The following is a 15648-nucleotide window of genomic DNA, read 5'->3' as shown; positions in this document are numbered from 1 at the left end:
CCCTCCCGCCAGCGTTCCGATGAGTTATCAGGTTCTAGCGCGCAAGTGGCGTCCCCGCAGCTTCGACACGCTGATCGGTCAGGACCATGTCGTGCGCGCGCTGACCCATGCGCTGGAGCAGCAACGCCTGCATCACGCCTATCTGTTCACCGGCACGCGTGGCGTCGGCAAGACGACGATCGCCCGAATTCTCGCCAAGAGCCTGAACTGCGATACCGGCATTACGGCGAAGCCCTGCGGCATCTGTGCGGCCTGTACCGAAATAGATGCCGGGCGCTTTGTTGATTATGTCGAGATGGACGCCGCGTCCAACCGCAGCGTGGATGACATGGCGGCCCTGCTCGAAAAGGCGGCTTACGCCCCGGCGCGCGGCCGTTACAAGGTCTACATGATCGACGAAGTCCACATGCTGACCGGCCACGCCTTCAACGCGATGCTCAAGACGCTTGAAGAACCGCCCGAGCACGTAAAGTTCATCCTTGCGACGACTGATCCGCAGAAGATTCCGGTCACGGTGCTGAGCCGCTGCCTGCAGTTCAACCTCAAGCAGATGCAGCCGGATGCCATCGTGCGCCACCTGTCTGCCGTGCTCGATGCCGAACAGGTCGAGTACGAGTCGGCGGCGTTGCGGCCGATTTCCAAGGGGGCTGCGGGATCGATGCGCGACGCGCTGTCGTTGCTCGACCAGGCGATCGCCCACGGTGCGGGCCGGCTCACCGAGCAGGACGTGCTCGACATGCTGGGCACCGTCGGCGACGAACACCTCGACCTCGTGCTCGACGCGCTCATCGCCGGCGACGGCGCCGCATTGATGGCGCTGACCGAACAGATGCGCGCGCGCAGCGTCGATTTCGATCAGGCGTTGCGCGAACTGGCCGTGCTGCTGCACCGCATCGCCATTGCGCAGCGCGTACCCGACGCCATCACCGACGAAGTCGAACGCCTGCGTCTGGCGCCCTATGTCGCGGCGATGGATGCCGAATCGGTGCAGCTGGCTTACCAGATCGTCGTGCAGGGCTGCAATGATCTGCCGATGGCGCCCGACGAGGTGACCGGCTTTTCGATGACCTTGCTGCGCCTGCTGGCGTTTCGTCCGGACACTCCGCCGCCGCTCGCCTCCACGCCGCGCGGGCACAGCGCCGCGCTGCAGGCGCCGGCGCGCGTGGCCCGCTCCAGCGCGCCCCTGCCGCCGGTTGTCGCGCCCACGCCAGCCATTGCGCCCGCACCAGCCGAAGGCGAACCGCTCGCGCAGGTATCCGCTCCGCCGCACAACGAGGCACCTTCAGCGTTTGTGGCCGACGGGGCGCCGTCGCTCGTTCCCGCCGAACCCCGGGCCGAGGCCGAGGCCCAGGCCGACGCTGCGGTGCTGCGCTCGAATGAAGACTGGCATGCGCTGGTCGACCGGCTCGACATCGTCGCGCTGACGCGCCAGCTGGCCCATCAGTGCGAATGGCTGGGCAGCGACGGCGGACGCATCCGCCTGCGCCTGCCGCGCGAGATGGCACATCTGGTCAGCAGCGCGCAGGACAAGTTGCGCGCCGCCGTGCAGGCTGCGCTCGGCGTGCCGGTGCAACTGCAGTTCGAACACGGCGCCCCGGTGTCGCAGACCGTGGCGCAGCGACTGACTTCCGAGCAGCAGGCGCGCGAGCAGCAGGCGCGCGAGGCGATGCGCAACGACCCCTTCGTGCAGCAGGTCATTGAACAGTTCGATGCCCGGCTGATCGAAGATTCGATAAAACCACTTTGAGGATCGCACCATGATGAAAGGTGGCATCGGTGGCCTGATGAAACAGGCCCAGCAGATGCAGGAAAACATGAAGAAGATGCAGGACCAGCTGGCGACCGTCGAGGTCGAAGGCCAGTCCGGTGCCGGCATGGTGAAGGTCGTCATGACGTGCAAGCACGACGTGCGTCGCGTCAGCATCGATCCCTCGGTCATGGATGATCGCGAAATGCTCGAAGACCTGCTGGCCGCCGCGGTGAACGATGCAGTGCGTCGGGTTGAGGCGACCACGGCAGAGAAGATGGCCGGCTTCACGTCCGGCCTGAACCTGCCGCCCGGCTTCAAGCTGCCGTTCTGATACCCGTACTGCGCGGATGACGCCGGGTGTCCTGGACGAGTTGGTGAACGCGCTGCGCTGCCTGCCATCGGTCGGCCCGAAAAGTGCGCAGCGCATGGCGTTTCACCTGCTGCAGCGCGATCGGCAGGGCGCCGAAAAGCTGGCCCGCGCACTCGGCCAGGCGCTGACCCGGCTGCACAACTGTGTGCGCTGCAATACGTTTACCGAACTCGAGGTGTGCGAGCGCTGTGCCTCGCCGCGCCGCGATGCGTCGCTGCTGTGCGTCGTCGAAAGCCCGGCCGACATGCTGATGATGGAGCAGACGCAGAGTTACGCCGGCCTGTATTACTGCCTGATGGGGCGCATCGCGCCGCTGGAAGGCGTCGGCCCGCGCGAACTGCGTCTCGAGCGTCTGCTGGAACGCGCGGCCGACCCGCAGGTGACTGAAGTCATCCTGGCCACCAATTTCACCAACGAAGGCGAAGCCACCGCACACTACCTCGGCGAAATGCTGCGGGCGCGCGGCCTTGCGGTCAGCCGCATCGCGCGTGGCCTGCCGGTCGGCGGCGAGCTCGAACACACCGATATCGGCACCATCGCCCAGGCGCTTTCGGAGCGTCGGCCCACATGAGTGACCCTGCCGTCAGACCGCTGTCCGGCCTGAAGGTGGTCGAGCTGGGCACCTTGATCGCCGGCCCGTTCGCATCCCGCATCCTGGCCGAATTCGGGGCCGAAGTGATCAAGATCGAGTCACCCGATGGGGGTGATCCGCTGCGCAAATGGCGTCTGCTGTACGAAGGTACGTCGCTGTGGTGGTTCGTGCAGGCGCGCAACAAGAAGTCGGTAACGCTCAACCTCAAGCATCCGGACGGCCTCGACGTGCTGCGCCGCCTGCTGGCTGACGCCGATGTACTGGTCGAAAACTTCCGCCCCGGCGTGCTGGACAAGCTCGGCCTGCCTGAAGCGACGCTGCGCGAACTCAATCCGTCGCTGGTCATCGTCCGTCTGTCCGGCTTTGGCCAGACCGGCCCGATGGCCGAACAGCCCGGTTTCGGCGCCATCGGCGAATCGATGGGCGGTCTGCGCTACATCACCGGCTTTCCGGACCGACCGCCGGTCAAGGTCGGCATTTCAATCGGTGATTCGATTGCCGCGTTGTGGGGTGTCATCGGCGCGCTGATGGCACTGCGCCACCGCGACGCCACCGGTGGACGCGGCGCAGGGCAGGGGCAGACCGTCGATGTCGCGTTGTATGAAGCCGTGTTCGCGATGATGGAAAGCATGTTGCCGGAGTTCGACGTATTCGGTTTCATCCGCGGCCGTACCGGCAACATCATGCCCGGCATCACGCCGTCGAACACCCATACCGCTCGTGACGGCCGCCACATCATCATCGGCGGCAACGGCGACGCGATCTTCAAGCGCCTGATGCTGGCCGTCGGTCGCGCCGATCTCGCCGCCGACCCTTCTCTCGCCGACAACGCCGGTCGCGACGTGCGACGCGACGAAATCTATGCACTGATCGACGCCTGGGTGGCTGATCGCGATGGCGACGAGGTGCTGCGCGTGCTGGGCGAGGCCGACGTACCGGTCAGCCGCGTGTATTCGATCGAGGACATCGTCGCCGATCCGCAGTATCTCGCGCGCGCAATGTTCGAAACGCTGGAACTGCCGGACGGACGACCATTCAAAGCGCCAGCGGTGGTGCCGCGACTGTCGGAAACTCCTGGGGGTACCGACTGGATCGGTCCGGAGCTCGGCGCGCATACCGACGAGGTGCTCGCCGGACTTGGAATAGGACCGGAGCGCATTGCATGCATGCGCGAACAGGGTACGTTGTGAGCCAGTTCGCCGCACGGCAGGCTTGCATCGCATGGTTCCGCGGCACGGAAAGGTAGTCAGGGCTTTAAAGCGGTAGTCGCTTGGGGGTATAATCGCAGGTTGCGCAGAATCAATTGTTTCGACGGGGTGAAGCATGAGTGGCAATGAGAAAAAAATGGATTGCGGGCGCCGCAATCTGCTCGTGGCAACCGCCTGTGCGGGTGGCGTTGCAGGACTTGCAGTCGCAGTTCCCTTTCTGACCAGTCTGGCTCCTTCGGAACGCGCGAAAGCTGCTGGCGCGCCGGTCGAGGTGGATGTGTCCAAACTCGCTCCGGGCGAAATGACCACCGTCGAGTGGCAGGGCAAACCGGTGTGGATCCTGCGTCGCACGCCGGAACAGCTCGAAGCCCTCACGAAGATCGAGGAAAAGCTGGCGGATCCCAAATCGGAACGCAACCCGTCCGAATTCACTCCTGAATACGCCCGCAACGTGCAGCGCGCTCGCGAAGATCGCGCCGAGTTCGCGGTGCTAGTGGCGATCTGTACCCATCTCGGCTGTTCGCCTTCGGGCCCGTTCGCATCGGGTTCGAACGCACAGCTTGGCGACGTCGCCGGATTCGTGTGCCCCTGCCACGGCTCCAGCTTCGACCTCGCAGGTCGCGTATTCAAGGCAATGCCGGCGCCGGACAACCTCCCGGTGCCGCCGTACATGTTCCTGTCCGACAGCCGAATCCTGGTCGGCCAGGACACCAAGGAGGGCTGAGCGATGGCAGGCGAAAAGGTTGTAACGACTACCGGCCTGCTGGGCTGGATCGACCAGCGTTTCCCGCTGACGTCGATGTACAAGGAACATCTGGCGGAGTACTACGCGCCGAAAAACTTCAACTTCTGGTACTTCTTCGGTTCGCTCGCACTGCTCGTGCTGGTGATCCAGGTCGTTACAGGCATCTTCCTGGTGATGCACTTCAAACCGGACGCGTCGCTGAATGCGTCGGGTGTTCCGGTGGCCTTCGCCAGTGTCGAATACATCATGCGCGACGTGCCGTGGGGCTGGATGATCCGCTACATGCACTCGACCGGTGCTTCGGCGTTCTTCGTCGTGGTCTATCTGCACATGTTCCGCGGTCTGATGTACGGCTCATATCGCAAGCCGCGCGAACTGGTGTGGATCTTCGGTTGCGCCATCTTCCTGCTGCTGATGGCAGAGGCCTTCATGGGCTACCTGCTGCCTTGGGGACAGATGTCGTACTGGGGCGCCCAGGTCATCATCAACCTGTTCTCGGCCATCCCGGTCATCGGCAACGATCTGTCGATCTGGCTGCGTGGCGACTACGTGATCGGTGATGCGACGCTGAACCGCTTCTTCTCGTTCCACGTGATCGCCGTGCCGCTCGTGCTGATCGGTCTGGTTGCCGCGCACATCATCGCGCTGCACGAAGTCGGTTCGAACAACCCGGATGGCGTGGATATCAAGAAGCACAAGGACCCCAAGACAGGCATTCCGCTCGACGGCATTCCGTTCCATCCGTACTACACGGTGAAGGACATCGTCGGTGTCGTGGTCTTCCTGATCTGCTTCTCTGCGGTGGTGTTCTTCGCGCCCGAGTTCGGCGGCTACTTCCTGGAATACAACAACTTCATTCCGGCCGACCCGCTGAAGACGCCGTCGCACATCGCGCCGGTGTGGTACTTCACGCCGTTCTATTCGATCCTGCGCGCCAACACGGTGAATTTCTTCTGGATCGATGCGAAGCTGTGGGGCGTGATCTTCATGGGGCTGTCCGTGATGATCTTCTTCCTGCTGCCCTGGCTCGATCGTTCGCCGGTGAAGTCGATCCGTTATCGCGGCCCGATCTACAAGGCAGCGCTGACCATCTTCATCATTGCCTTCCTGATCCTGGGTTATCTGGGCGTGCAGGCACCGACGCCGATGGGCACGCTGGTGTCGCAGATCTGCACGATCATCTACTTCCTTTTCTTCATCGCGATGCCCTGGTACACCGCGATCGACAAGACGAAGCCCGTACCTGATCGCGTGACCGGACACTGAAAGCCAGACAGATCATGAAACAACTCAAAAACCTGTTTCTGGGCGTCCTGTTCGCCCCCTTGGTTGCAATGGCCGCAGGCGGTCACGTTCAACTCGATCGCGCCCCGACCGAGAAATTCCGTGACGCACTGGCGATCCAGCGCGGCGCGCAGATGTTCGTCAATTACTGCCTGAACTGCCACTCGGCGTCGTACATGCGTTACAACCGCCTGAACGATGTCGGCCTGACAGACGAGCAGATCAAGGACAACCTGCTGTTCGCAGCCGACAAGGTCGGTGAAACGATGCGCGTCGGCATGACGCGCGCCGACGGCATCAAGTGGTTCGGCGCGGCGCCGCCTGACCTGAGCGTGGTGGCGCGTTCGCGCGCATCGGGCGACGGCAGTGGCGCAGACTGGCTGTACACCTATCTGCGCGGCTTCTACCGCGACGACGCGCGCCCGACCGGCTGGAACAACACGGCCTTTGCCAACGTAGGCATGCCGCACGTCCTGTACGAACTTCAGGGCGAGCAGACTGCGAAGCACGTGAAGGTTTCCGATGGTCACGGCGGCGAAGTCGATTCGCTGAAGATCGAACTGACGAAGCCGGGCAAGCTCAGCAAGTCCGAGTACGATTCAGCGATCGGTGATCTGGTTGCCTACCTCGTTTTCATGGCCGAACCCGGCGCCGAAAAGCGTCGCCAGACCGGCCTGCTCGTCATCCTAGGTCTTTCCGTCCTGCTCACGCTGGCATACCTGCTCAAGCGCGAGTACTGGAAAGACGTCCATTAATCAAATACGCCCGAAAGTCATGCAAGCTCTCGGTCATCGCGAAGCGACCCCATCACGCGTACGTCGCGTGGTGCGGGATGCCGAGTACTCCTGGGGTGTCAACACGATGATGAATCTGTACTCGGGGACCACCGATCCCTTCTCCCATCGCTGCCGTATTGTCCTCTACGAAAAAGGCATGGATTTCCAGGTCATTGATGTCGACCTGTACAACAAGCCGGAAGACATTGCGGTCATCAATCCATACAACCGCGTGCCGGTGCTGGTTGATCGCGATCTCATCCTGTACGACTCCAACATCATCAATGAGTACATTGATGAGCGCTTTCCACACCCGCAACTGATGCCGCCGGACCCGATCATGCGGGCCCGCGCGCGCCAGCTGCTGCACACGGTCGAGAACGAACTGTTCTCACACATCGAGCCGCTGGAAAAGAATGCGCGTACGGCTGACAAGTCGCGCGTGCACCTGCGTGATCGTCTGACCGAGCTCACGGCGATCTTCGCCAAGCAGAAGTACATGCTGGGCGAGGAATTTTCCATGCTGGACGTTGCCATTGCTCCATTACTATGGCGACTTGACCACTACGGTATCGAACTTCCCAAGTCTGCAGCGCCTCTGATGAAGTACGCTGAACGTATCTTTTCCCGCCAAGGGTTCATTGATGCGCTCACGCCGTCCGAAAAAGTGATGCGTCGCTAGGCTGTCAGGAGACTTCGTTCAAACTGCATGGATGTGATGAGTTCCGTTTCGACCAAGCCCTATCTGCTCCGTGCGCTGTTTGACTGGTGTGCGGACCAGGGGCTCACGCCTTACATCGCGGTCGTCGTCGACGAGCGCGCGGGCGTCCCACGCCAGTACGTGAAGGATGGCCAGATCATCCTGAACATCGGGCGCGAAGCGGTTCACCAACTGGTCATGGGCAACGAACTGATCACCTGCTCGGCCCGTTTCGGCGGCGTCGCCCAGGAATTGACCATACCGATTGATTGTGTCGCTGCAATCTATGCGCGCGAGAATGGTCACGGCATGGCATTCGAAGTCACACCCGGTCAGACCGTTCGCGCCGATGTGGCGCCCGCCGCGGCATCCGAGCGCAGCGAACAGCCCGTGCTCACCACGCCGGACAAGCCGGCCGGCCGGTCGCACCTTCGCCGCATCAAGTAGCACGCCTTTCCGCGCCGCGGCTGCGTGGCGCGCGCTCTGCCCTCTGAAATTCCCCTTGTCGAGCACCCGGACTCAGGAAAACGCATTGCCGACCGAACAGCCGGCGTACGCGGTAAAATCCCGTTCCTTTCCGTTTCAGTCCACTCCGCCGATGAAAACCACCTTTCTCGATTTTGAACAGCCGATCGCCGAACTTGAGGCGAAAATCGAGGAGTTGCGTTTCGTGCAGGACGATTCGGCGGTCGACATTTCGGAAGAGATCGCGCGGCTTGAGGGAAAGAGCCAGTCGCTGACCAAGGACATCTACGCCAAGCTCACGCCCTGGCAGATCGCCCAGGTGGCGCGCCATCCGCAGCGCCCTTATTCGCTCGATTATTTCCGCCTGATGTTCACCGAGTTCCAGGAACTGCATGGTGACCGCTCGTTCGCCGATGATCACGCCATCGTCGGTGGCATCGCCCGCTTCAACGGCCACGCCTGCATGGTGATCGGTCATCAGAAGGGGCGCGACACGAAGGAAAAGATCCATCGCAATTTCGGCATGCCGCGACCGGAGGGCTACCGCAAGGCGCTGCGCCTGATGAAGCTGGCCGAAAAATTCGGCATGCCGGTGTTCACCTTCATCGACACGCCGGGCGCCTATCCGGGCATCGACGCCGAAGAGCGCGGCCAGTCCGAAGCCATCGGCCACAACCTCTACGCCATGGCCGAACTGCGCGTGCCCATCATCGCCACCATCATCGGAGAGGGTGGTTCCGGCGGCGCACTGGCGATCGCCGTGGCCGACACCTTGATGATGCTGCAGTACTCGACCTATTCGGTCATTTCGCCGGAAGGCTGTGCGTCCATCCTTTGGAAGAGCGCCGACAAGGCGGCCGACGCCGCGGAAATCATGGGCATCACAGCGTCGCGCCTGAAAACCCTCGGTCTGATCGACAAGGTGGTGAACGAACCTGCCGGTGGCGGTCACCGCGACCACGCCACGGTTGCCGCGTCGCTCAAGCGCGCGCTGGCCGAAGCGCAGCGCCAGCTTGCCGATCTCACCCCGACCCAGCTGGTGGAGCGCCGCATCGAGCGACTGATGTCCTATGGCAAATTCAAGGAGCAGGCCGTCGCCTGACCTGTCCAGTCAGTTAGCCGTCGCGCTCGCGGCGCACTGCACCGACGGCAGCCGCCTGTTGCTCGGCTACAGCGGCGGACTCGATTCAACCCTATTGCTGCATGCCCTGGCGGCACTGCGTGCGGAGCAGGGCTGGCAGCTCGAATGTGCCCACGTCCACCATGCCCTCAGTCCGAACGCCGATCGCTGGGCGGATTTCTGCGCAGCGCAGTGCCGCTCGCTAGACCTGCCGTTCAGCCTGCTGCGCGTCGAGGTGTCGCGTACCTCGCCCGACGGTCTCGAATGTGCCGCACGCGACGCGCGCTACGCGGCGCTGCATGCACATGCGCGTGAGCGCGGTCTCGACACGCTGTTGACCGCCCACCACGCCGACGATCAGGCAGAAACGCTGTTGCACAACATGGTGCGCGGCGCCGGCCTGCTCGGGCTGGCCGGCATGCCCGCCTGGCGTGCCGCCGAGGGCGATCGCGTCGCCACGCTGCGGCCGCTGCTCGGCGTACCGCGCAGCGCGCTCGAAGCCCATGCGCAGGCGCACGGCCTGAGCTGGATCGACGACGAATCCAATGCCGACACCCGCTATGCACGTAATTACCTGCGCCGCGATGTGCTGCCGGTGCTGACCGCGCGCTGGCCGCGGGCGGCCGAAGCCATGGCGGGCGTCGCGCGACGTCTGGCCGAAGCGCAGACCCTGCTCGACGGGCTCGCCGCGCGCGACGCCGAAGCCATCGCCGAAGCCACGCAGTGGGGCCGCTGTTACCGGATCGATGGCCTGATCGCGCTCGATGCCGCGCGCCAGCGCAATCTGCTGCGCTGGCTGCTCCGGCAGCATGGTGCGCGCACGTTGCCCAATGAATCCTGGCTGGACGAGTGGCGGCGCCAGCTCGCGGTCGCGCAGGCGACCTCCGCCTGTCCGGTTGCGCACGCCGGTGTGGCCGGCGTCAGCCACCGTGGCGCGCTGTGGCTGATGCCGGATTTCGATCCACCTGCCGAGCAGAGGTGGTCAGGCGAACCGGTGCGTGCCTGGGGTGCCGGGCAGATCCGGTTCGAACCGGTCAGCGGGCAGGGGCTTGCAGCGTCGGTCGTGGCGCTGGGGCGCGTCTCCCTGCGCGCCCGAGCGCCCGGCGACCGTCTGCCGCGCGGCCCGGGCCGACCGCGCGCCGGCGTCAAGCAGATCGCGCAGGAATGCGGCCTGCCGCCCTGGTTGCGCGATCGCGTACCCATCGTGTGCGTCGACGGGCATCCGGTCTGGATGCCCGGTTGCGACATCGCGCCGCCGTTCGTTGCGGCCGCCGACGAAGCCGGCTGGTTGCCGTGCTGGCAGCCGGCTGTCTGACCCACGGCCCGAAATCCGCGGACTGTGCAGCGCTGCCATGTGTCTGTCGCACGGTGGCCTTATCATGCGCTGTCCCGAAACCGGCCTGTCGCGTCACCCTCCCGACATGAGTTCCACCCCCACCCCGCGCCGTGCTGCGCTGGCGCGCATCCTTCCGTTCGCGCTCTACATCCTGTTCCTCATCATCGCCGCACCGCTCGCCGGAGCGCTTGGTGTCGACCCGCGCTGGATGTATGCGCTGCAGATCGCCTGCGTGATTGCTGCACTGGCGGTGTTCAGCCGCGACTACATCGAGCTGCGTCCCGCCGCGCCGGCTGTGCCATCACCGCTGTCCGGTGTGTCCGCGTGGCTGGTCTCCGTGGCGCTGGGCGTCGCCGTCTGGGCGCTGTGGATCTGGCTCGATTTCCCACCCTTCGCATTCAAGCCGGGCGAGGGCTACAAACCGCTCGACGAGGCCGGTGCGCTGATCATGACGCTTGTCATCATCCGCATTGTCGGTGCCGCGGTCGTCGTACCCATCATGGAAGAGCTGTTCTGGCGCTCCTTCATCATGCGCTGGCTCGACAGCCCGAACTTCCTGACCGTCGCCGCACAATCGGTCACGCTGCGCAGCGTGCTGTTCAGTTCGATCGCGTTCGGCTTCGAACACGGCCAGTGGGCGGCCGGCATCGTCGCCGGCCTGGCCTATGGCGGGCTGTATCGCGCCACCGGACGCCTCTGGTTGCCCATCGTTTCGCACGGCGTGACCAACCTGCTGCTCGGTCTGTGGGTCATCCATTCCGGTCAGTGGCAATTCTGGTGACACGCGCCGGGTCAAGCCGGGCAGCCTTGCGACCGTTAAAGGAGAACTGTCCCTGGATGTTCCCGGATGCCGGCCACCTCACACCCGCCCACACTGCCGTCGCGCCGCCTGCCTCGCGCACGGCGCTGGATTGCGTGCACGCTCTTGATCATCACGGCGGCTGCAGCGGCACAGGCCACGGCCTTCACCTATCAGGGCTACCTGCTCGCCGTGCGCGCTGAACTGCAGCAGCGCATGGACGCTCGATTTGGCAGCAAGGCGGGGCCGCGCATGGCCGAACTGGCCGAGTCGCTGAATGCGGCCGGCCACATTGCCGACGAGCCACTGCGCGTCGAACGCATCAACCAGATAGCCAACCGGGCGCGTTACGTGACCGACCCGGTGCTGTGGAAATCGGAAGACTACTGGGCCACGCCGGTCGAATTCGCCTCCGTCGCCGCTGGCGATTGCGAAGACTACGCGCTGGCCAAATACTTCGCGCTGCGCGAACTGGGCATGCCAGCCGACAAGCTGCGCATCACTTATGTACGTCTGCTGCGCGAAGGCCGTCTGGAAAACCACATGGTGCTCGCCTACTACCCTGAACCCGGCGCCGAGCCGTGGGTGCTGGACAACCTCGAAAAGCGCTTCATGCCGGCGGCCGAGCGGCCCGACCTGACGCCCGTGTACAGCTTCAACGACGACCGCGTCTGGAAGGTGCAGGGCGGTGGCGACCGCGAACTCGGCTCGCCGCAGCAACTGCGCAAGTGGCGCGAACTGCTCGACCGCGTCCGTGCGGAGGTGAAATGATGAACAGCCTGCGCGTCCGACTGCTGGCCGCGTTGCTCGGTGTCGGTGTGGCGGCTTTCGTCGCGGCACTGCTGACTGCGCTGTGGGTGTCGCGCGACCGCGTCGAAGCGCAGATGGCCAGTCAGGCGCAGTCGATCGCACTGTCGCTGACCGTCGCGCTGACTGCCGGTGGTCAGCCGGCGCTGCAGAACGCCGAAAGTCTGGTCGAGCCGGTTTTCGACCAGAGCTATCTGCGGCGCATCGCCGTGCGCGATGCACAGCAGCGCATCGTTGCCAGTCGCGAAGCGCCGGCCCGGCTCGCCGGTGGCGCACCGCAGTGGTTCGTCGACCTGCTGCCGCTGGCGTCCGGTGCCCAGACGGCCGACATCATGTCCGGCTGGCGCATCGCCGGCAGCGTTCTGGTCGAACCGCATCCGCACTGGGCCTACCTTCAGTTGTGGACGGTCGCGCAGACCCTGCTGGTCTGGATGGGCGGCGGGCTGGCTGTGGCCGGCGCGCTCGGTCTGGCCGCGTTGCGCTGGGGACTGAGGCCGCTGCGCCGCGTTCAGCGCTCGGCCGTGGCGGCCGCGTCGCGCAAATTCATGCCGATCGATGAAGCCCGCGTGCCGACCGAACTGCAGCCTCTGGTCGGCGCCTTCAACCGCATGCTGGGTGCGCTGGCGCTGGCGCTCGATGCCGAATCAACGCGCGCCGAACGCTTCCGCGACCAGGCGCTGGTCGATGAACTGACCGGGCTGGCAAACCGCCGCGGCTTCCGTGCGGCCCTCGAAGCGCGCATCGAAGCCGGTCAGCGCAGCGGCTGGCTTGCGCTGTTGCGCATCGACGGGCTGGAAGACCTGAACAACCGTTACGGTCGGCAGACGGTCGATGATCTGCTGACCGAATCCGCCCAGTACATCCGCGATGCGGCGAAGGGTGGCCTGTGCGGTCGGATCGAAGGCGCCTGCTTCGCGCTGCTCGTCGATGCGGCCGAAGCGCCGGCGCGACAGCTGCTCGGCGCACTGCGCGCACGCCTCAATGGCCTGGCGCGCGCCGCCGGCACCGATGATCCAGACGCCTGGCGAGGCGGTGCCGCCGACTGTGGCAGCGACGGTGACGCCGCACACTGGCTGGCCGCGGCCGACCGCGCGCTGCACCTGTGGCTGCCGGCCGACACGCAGGAATTCCCGCTTGCGCACGCGCAGGACATCGAATCGGCAGGCGCTGCGGTGCGCGGCACCGTGCGCGACCTGATCGGGCAGGGGCGCATCGCTTTCGCGTCGCAGGCCACCCGCGTGCTCGATGCCGGTGGCGCTGCCGGCGCGCTGCATGTCGAGTTGCGCGCTGCACTCGACGCGGGTGACCGGTTCATCCGCGCCGCCGAATACATGACCTACGCCGGCGAAGCACGCGTATCGGCCGCGCTAGACAGCGCCTGTCTGATGCGCGCGCTGGAACATGCGCAGGTGCGACGCGACGGTCTGGCGACGGTGGTGAATGTCAGCGCCGCGGCGCTCATCGATCCCGACATCCTGCGCTGGGTCGGTGGCTACCGGCACGACGCGCGTCGTGCCGGTTTCATCCTCGAATTCTCCGAAGTCGCCCTGCTGGGTGACCCGGACGCGGCCGAGGCGTTTGCCCAGCTGGCGCAGTCGCGCGGGCTGGCGATCGGCATCAAGCACTTCGGCCTGCATGCCAACGCGCTCAGCCTGTTGCGTCGACTGCGGCCGCAGCACGTCAAGTTTTCGGTCACGCTGACGCGCGAAGCCCTGCTCAATCCGGATTCGGGCGCCTATGTGTCATCGCTGACCGGCATCGCGTCTGCGCTGTCCATCCTGCCGGTCGCGGTCGCGGTGGAACACGTCGAAACCCTGGCCGCCCTTCACGCCCTCGGCTTCCGGGGCGTTCAGGGCGAAGCGGTGGCGGCGGAAATCCTGCCTGTGCGCTGAGCGCGGGTTTCCCTCGTGCGGTCAGCTGCGCGCCTTCAGTGCAGTGCCAGTCGGGGACGGTTGGCGGAATCGGTCGCCACCAGGTTCAGATGCAGCAGCCGCGCCGGCGCGCCGACGCGTTCGCACCGGCGTTCGGCTCCGAATGTACGGAAGCCGAACGCACGCTGGTAATAGCGCACATGACGCGGATTCACCTCGATCACGGCATCGGTTGCCGCGAGCGACACGCGGCCCAGCTGCAGCGCACGGCGTATCAGTTCGAATGCGAGATCGGTGTCCTGCCCGGCGCGTGACAGCACATCGCGATCGATCGCAAAGCGTGTGTATTCGATCAGCCGGCAGCCCTGCTCGCGCAAGGCCCCGACGTGTTCCGCGAAGCCGGTTTCGGCGTGCAGGCGCTGCGTGACACCGCAGCGCACCGTTACCGTACCGACCAGGCGGCCGGCCCAGCGCGCCAGCAAGGTTGTTTCACCGGTCGTCGATTCGGGCCGCTGCGCCGGATAACCGCGCCGGCCGTAGCAGCGCTCGACCAGCGCCGCTGCGGCGGCCAGATCAACCTCGCTGCGGGCGATCGGGAATTCAAAATCTGCGAAGGGCGCGCGGTGCGCGTGCTGTGCGCACGGCGTCTGCGCCGCGACCTGGATCAGGGTCAGCCGCGGCGTCGGGCGGGCGAACGGAAACGCATGGAAGCGGGTGTCGTTGGCAGCGTTCTGCGGAACTCGGGTTGTCATCCTGGGGCCTTGTGCGGTGCGACCCGCGCTGTCGCGGGACTGTGTCATTCGGCAAACCGGTCCGCATCCGTGATGCGTGACCTTGCCGAGCCGCAAAGCTAGAGGATCCCCGTTGCAATGGCTTGATCGTCAGGTGACGGTTTTCTTGCCGTTCCGAGTGGTCCTGCAGTAATCCTGTGCCGCAGCGCCTGTAGCCCTGGCGCTCGCCTAATGCAGCGTCGCCGCCACATCCATCCACACGGCGCCGTCGTCTCCCGCGCGGGCATGCAGGCCCATGCTGCCGAGCACGGCGATGATGCGCGTCGCCAGCATGTTCATCTGCAGCGCGCGCGCTTCGCGCTCGACTGCGGCAGCACCCGCAAGCAGGGCGGCGATGCGCGGCCATTCGCGGCCGATCAGCGACGCGTCGAGCCCGGCTTTCAGCTCGGGTGCGATGTCGGCGGCGCTGCGCTGCAGTCCGGCGAGATAGCCGAGGCTGAACGCCAGCGTCTGCATCAGATGCGTCAGCCGTGTCATTGCAAGGCCGGTCAGCGTGTCCAGATCGCCGTCGGCACGGAAGTCGGCGAGGGCGCGCTGGCTGGCGTCGGGCAGTTCGTCGAGCAGGTGCAGCAGATGCGGCAGCAGCAGATCGGCACCCGCCGGCAGTGACCAGGCACTGGCGCGGTTGGCGCGGTATTCGTCCAGCATCAGCTGGGCGATCGGCGCGAACTGCGCAGCGAGTGCATCCCCCGCGGCCTCAACGGGGGGCGCAAGCGCCAGCTCGCCACGCCACAGTTCGCGATGTAGCGCATGCACCAGTTGCAGCAATTGCTCGGGCTCGCCCGCCAGCGACTGTTCGACGAATGGAGCCGACAACGTGATCGTGAAGCCGCCCGCGCCGTCCTCGCGCGACAGCGGTGGCGCGCTACCGGCCGAACCGCCCGCGTCGTCGCGCAGCACCAGCACCCGCAAATGCGCCGAATCGAGACCGCGGTCGCGTTCGTACAGACGGGCGAGCAGCACCGACAGGCTGGTGCGCAACGTTTCTGCACTCGTTTCCGGGCGTGGGCACTGCAATTCGATCAGGGGCATGG

The 15648-nt window shown here is 65.3% G+C and carries 16 protein-coding genes; 14 read left to right on the top strand and 2 right to left on the bottom strand.

The genetic code is table 11. From position 1 onward, the window contains the following. The first annotated feature begins 19 nt into the window (after positions 1 to 19). From dnaX to BSY238_RS02950, 14 genes are all read left to right on the top strand, one after another. On the top strand, positions 20 to 1747 hold the full coding sequence (gene dnaX, locus BSY238_RS03015; RefSeq protein WP_069037842.1) for a DNA polymerase III subunit gamma/tau: 1728 nt from the start codon (positions 20 to 22) through the stop codon (positions 1745 to 1747). 10 nt (positions 1748 to 1757) lie between these two features. Then, on the top strand, positions 1758 to 2081 hold the full coding sequence (locus BSY238_RS03010) for a YbaB/EbfC family nucleoid-associated protein (RefSeq protein ID WP_069037841.1): 324 nt from the start codon (positions 1758 to 1760) through the stop codon (positions 2079 to 2081). 16 nt (positions 2082 to 2097) lie between these two features. Beyond that, positions 2098 to 2691: a recombination mediator RecR gene (gene recR / locus BSY238_RS03005; RefSeq protein WP_069037840.1), complete on the top strand. Its 594-nt coding sequence runs from the start codon at positions 2098 to 2100 to the stop codon at positions 2689 to 2691. Further along, positions 2688 to 3902: a CaiB/BaiF CoA transferase family protein gene (locus BSY238_RS03000; RefSeq protein ID WP_069037839.1), complete on the top strand. Its 1215-nt coding sequence runs from the start codon at positions 2688 to 2690 to the stop codon at positions 3900 to 3902. Before recR ends, BSY238_RS03000 begins: the two co-directional genes overlap by 4 nt. Positions 3903 to 4035: 133 nt before the next feature. Next, the gene (petA, locus tag BSY238_RS02995) at positions 4036 to 4644 is read left to right on the top strand and encodes a ubiquinol-cytochrome c reductase iron-sulfur subunit (RefSeq protein ID WP_069037838.1); all 609 of its coding nucleotides are present in this window, start codon (positions 4036 to 4038) and stop codon (positions 4642 to 4644) included. A gap of 3 nt (positions 4645 to 4647) precedes the next feature. Next, positions 4648 to 5931 carry a cytochrome b gene (locus BSY238_RS02990; protein WP_069037837.1) on the top strand — a complete coding sequence of 428 codons (1284 nt, stop codon included), beginning with the start codon at positions 4648 to 4650 and terminating at the stop codon, positions 5929 to 5931. A 14-nt stretch (positions 5932 to 5945) separates the two neighbouring features. After that, positions 5946 to 6704: a cytochrome c1 gene (locus BSY238_RS02985; RefSeq protein ID WP_083223898.1), complete on the top strand. Its 759-nt coding sequence runs from the start codon at positions 5946 to 5948 to the stop codon at positions 6702 to 6704. 106 nt (positions 6705 to 6810) lie between these two features. After that, positions 6811 to 7407, top strand: coding sequence for a glutathione S-transferase N-terminal domain-containing protein (locus BSY238_RS02980; RefSeq protein WP_069040414.1), 597 nt, complete (start codon positions 6811 to 6813; stop codon positions 7405 to 7407). Positions 7408 to 7434: 27 nt separating this feature from the next. Beyond that, positions 7435 to 7872, top strand: a complete 438-nt coding sequence (locus tag BSY238_RS02975; protein WP_069037835.1) for a ClpXP protease specificity-enhancing factor — start codon at positions 7435 to 7437, stop codon at positions 7870 to 7872. A 151-nt stretch (positions 7873 to 8023) separates the two neighbouring features. Continuing rightward, positions 8024 to 8992 (top strand): acetyl-CoA carboxylase carboxyltransferase subunit alpha, encoded by a 969-nt coding sequence (locus BSY238_RS02970; protein WP_069037834.1) that lies wholly within the window; start codon positions 8024 to 8026, stop codon positions 8990 to 8992. Beyond that, a complete protein-coding gene (gene tilS / locus BSY238_RS02965) occupies positions 8961 to 10325 on the top strand; it encodes a tRNA lysidine(34) synthetase TilS (protein ID WP_069037833.1) in 1365 nt (454 codons plus the stop codon). The genes BSY238_RS02970 and tilS overlap by 32 nt, the downstream gene beginning before the upstream one ends. A 64-nt stretch (positions 10326 to 10389) precedes the next feature. Continuing rightward, positions 10390 to 11127, top strand: coding sequence for a CAAX prenyl protease-related protein (locus tag BSY238_RS02960; protein WP_223300249.1), 738 nt, complete (start codon positions 10390 to 10392; stop codon positions 11125 to 11127). Positions 11128 to 11193: 66 nt separating this feature from the next. After that, a complete protein-coding gene (locus BSY238_RS02955) occupies positions 11194 to 11916 on the top strand; it encodes a transglutaminase-like cysteine peptidase (RefSeq protein WP_069037832.1) in 723 nt (240 codons plus the stop codon). After that, complete coding sequence (locus tag BSY238_RS02950; RefSeq protein WP_069040412.1) at positions 11916 to 13844, top strand: EAL domain-containing protein; 1929 nt, start codon at positions 11916 to 11918, stop codon at positions 13842 to 13844. The genes BSY238_RS02955 and BSY238_RS02950 overlap by 1 nt, the downstream gene beginning before the upstream one ends. 35 nt (positions 13845 to 13879) lie before the next feature. On the opposite strand, the gene BSY238_RS02945 is transcribed toward BSY238_RS02950, so the two are convergent. Then, complete coding sequence (locus tag BSY238_RS02945) at positions 13880 to 14575, bottom strand: N-acyl amino acid synthase FeeM domain-containing protein (RefSeq protein WP_069040411.1); 696 nt, start codon at positions 14573 to 14575, stop codon at positions 13880 to 13882. Between the two features lie 207 nt (positions 14576 to 14782). After that, the gene (locus tag BSY238_RS02940; RefSeq protein ID WP_069037831.1) at positions 14783 to 15646 is read right to left on the bottom strand and encodes a hypothetical protein; all 864 of its coding nucleotides are present in this window, start codon (positions 15644 to 15646) and stop codon (positions 14783 to 14785) included. Positions 15647 to 15648: the final 2 nt, after the last annotated feature.

The organism is Methyloversatilis sp. RAC08 (genome assembly GCF_001713355.1).
Classification (GTDB): Bacteria; Pseudomonadota; Gammaproteobacteria; order Burkholderiales; family Rhodocyclaceae; genus Methyloversatilis.
Note: the sequence above shows the minus strand (reverse complement) of the source record. Positions and strands in the feature narration are given on the sequence as shown.

Bases quoted from the DNA above. Each gene is read 5' to 3' on its own strand.
- BSY238_RS02955 (WP_069037832.1), top strand. From the start codon at position 11,194: ATGCCGGCCACCTCACACCCGCCCACACTGCCGTCGCGCCGCCTGCCT.
- BSY238_RS02945 (WP_069040411.1), bottom strand. From the start codon at position 14,575: ATGACAACCCGAGTTCCGCAGAACGCTGCCAACGACACCCGCTTCCAT.
- BSY238_RS02970 (WP_069037834.1), top strand. From the start codon at position 8,024: ATGAAAACCACCTTTCTCGATTTTGAACAGCCGATCGCCGAACTTGAG.
- BSY238_RS02975 (WP_069037835.1), top strand. From the start codon at position 7,435: ATGGATGTGATGAGTTCCGTTTCGACCAAGCCCTATCTGCTCCGTGCG.
- dnaX (WP_069037842.1), top strand. From the start codon at position 20: ATGAGTTATCAGGTTCTAGCGCGCAAGTGGCGTCCCCGCAGCTTCGAC.
- BSY238_RS02960 (WP_223300249.1), top strand. From the start codon at position 10,390: ATGCGCTGTCCCGAAACCGGCCTGTCGCGTCACCCTCCCGACATGAGT.
- petA (WP_069037838.1), top strand. From the start codon at position 4,036: ATGAGTGGCAATGAGAAAAAAATGGATTGCGGGCGCCGCAATCTGCTC.
- BSY238_RS02990 (WP_069037837.1), top strand. From the start codon at position 4,648: ATGGCAGGCGAAAAGGTTGTAACGACTACCGGCCTGCTGGGCTGGATC.
- BSY238_RS02980 (WP_069040414.1), top strand. From the start codon at position 6,811: ATGATGAATCTGTACTCGGGGACCACCGATCCCTTCTCCCATCGCTGC.
- BSY238_RS03000 (WP_069037839.1), top strand. From the start codon at position 2,688: ATGAGTGACCCTGCCGTCAGACCGCTGTCCGGCCTGAAGGTGGTCGAG.
- tilS (WP_069037833.1), top strand. From the start codon at position 8,961: ATGGCAAATTCAAGGAGCAGGCCGTCGCCTGACCTGTCCAGTCAGTTA.
- recR (WP_069037840.1), top strand. From the start codon at position 2,098: ATGACGCCGGGTGTCCTGGACGAGTTGGTGAACGCGCTGCGCTGCCTG.
- BSY238_RS03010 (WP_069037841.1), top strand. From the start codon at position 1,758: ATGATGAAAGGTGGCATCGGTGGCCTGATGAAACAGGCCCAGCAGATG.
- BSY238_RS02940 (WP_069037831.1), bottom strand. From the start codon at position 15,646: ATGCCCCTGATCGAATTGCAGTGCCCACGCCCGGAAACGAGTGCAGAA.
- BSY238_RS02985 (WP_083223898.1), top strand. From the start codon at position 5,946: ATGAAACAACTCAAAAACCTGTTTCTGGGCGTCCTGTTCGCCCCCTTG.
- BSY238_RS02950 (WP_069040412.1), top strand. From the start codon at position 11,916: ATGAACAGCCTGCGCGTCCGACTGCTGGCCGCGTTGCTCGGTGTCGGT.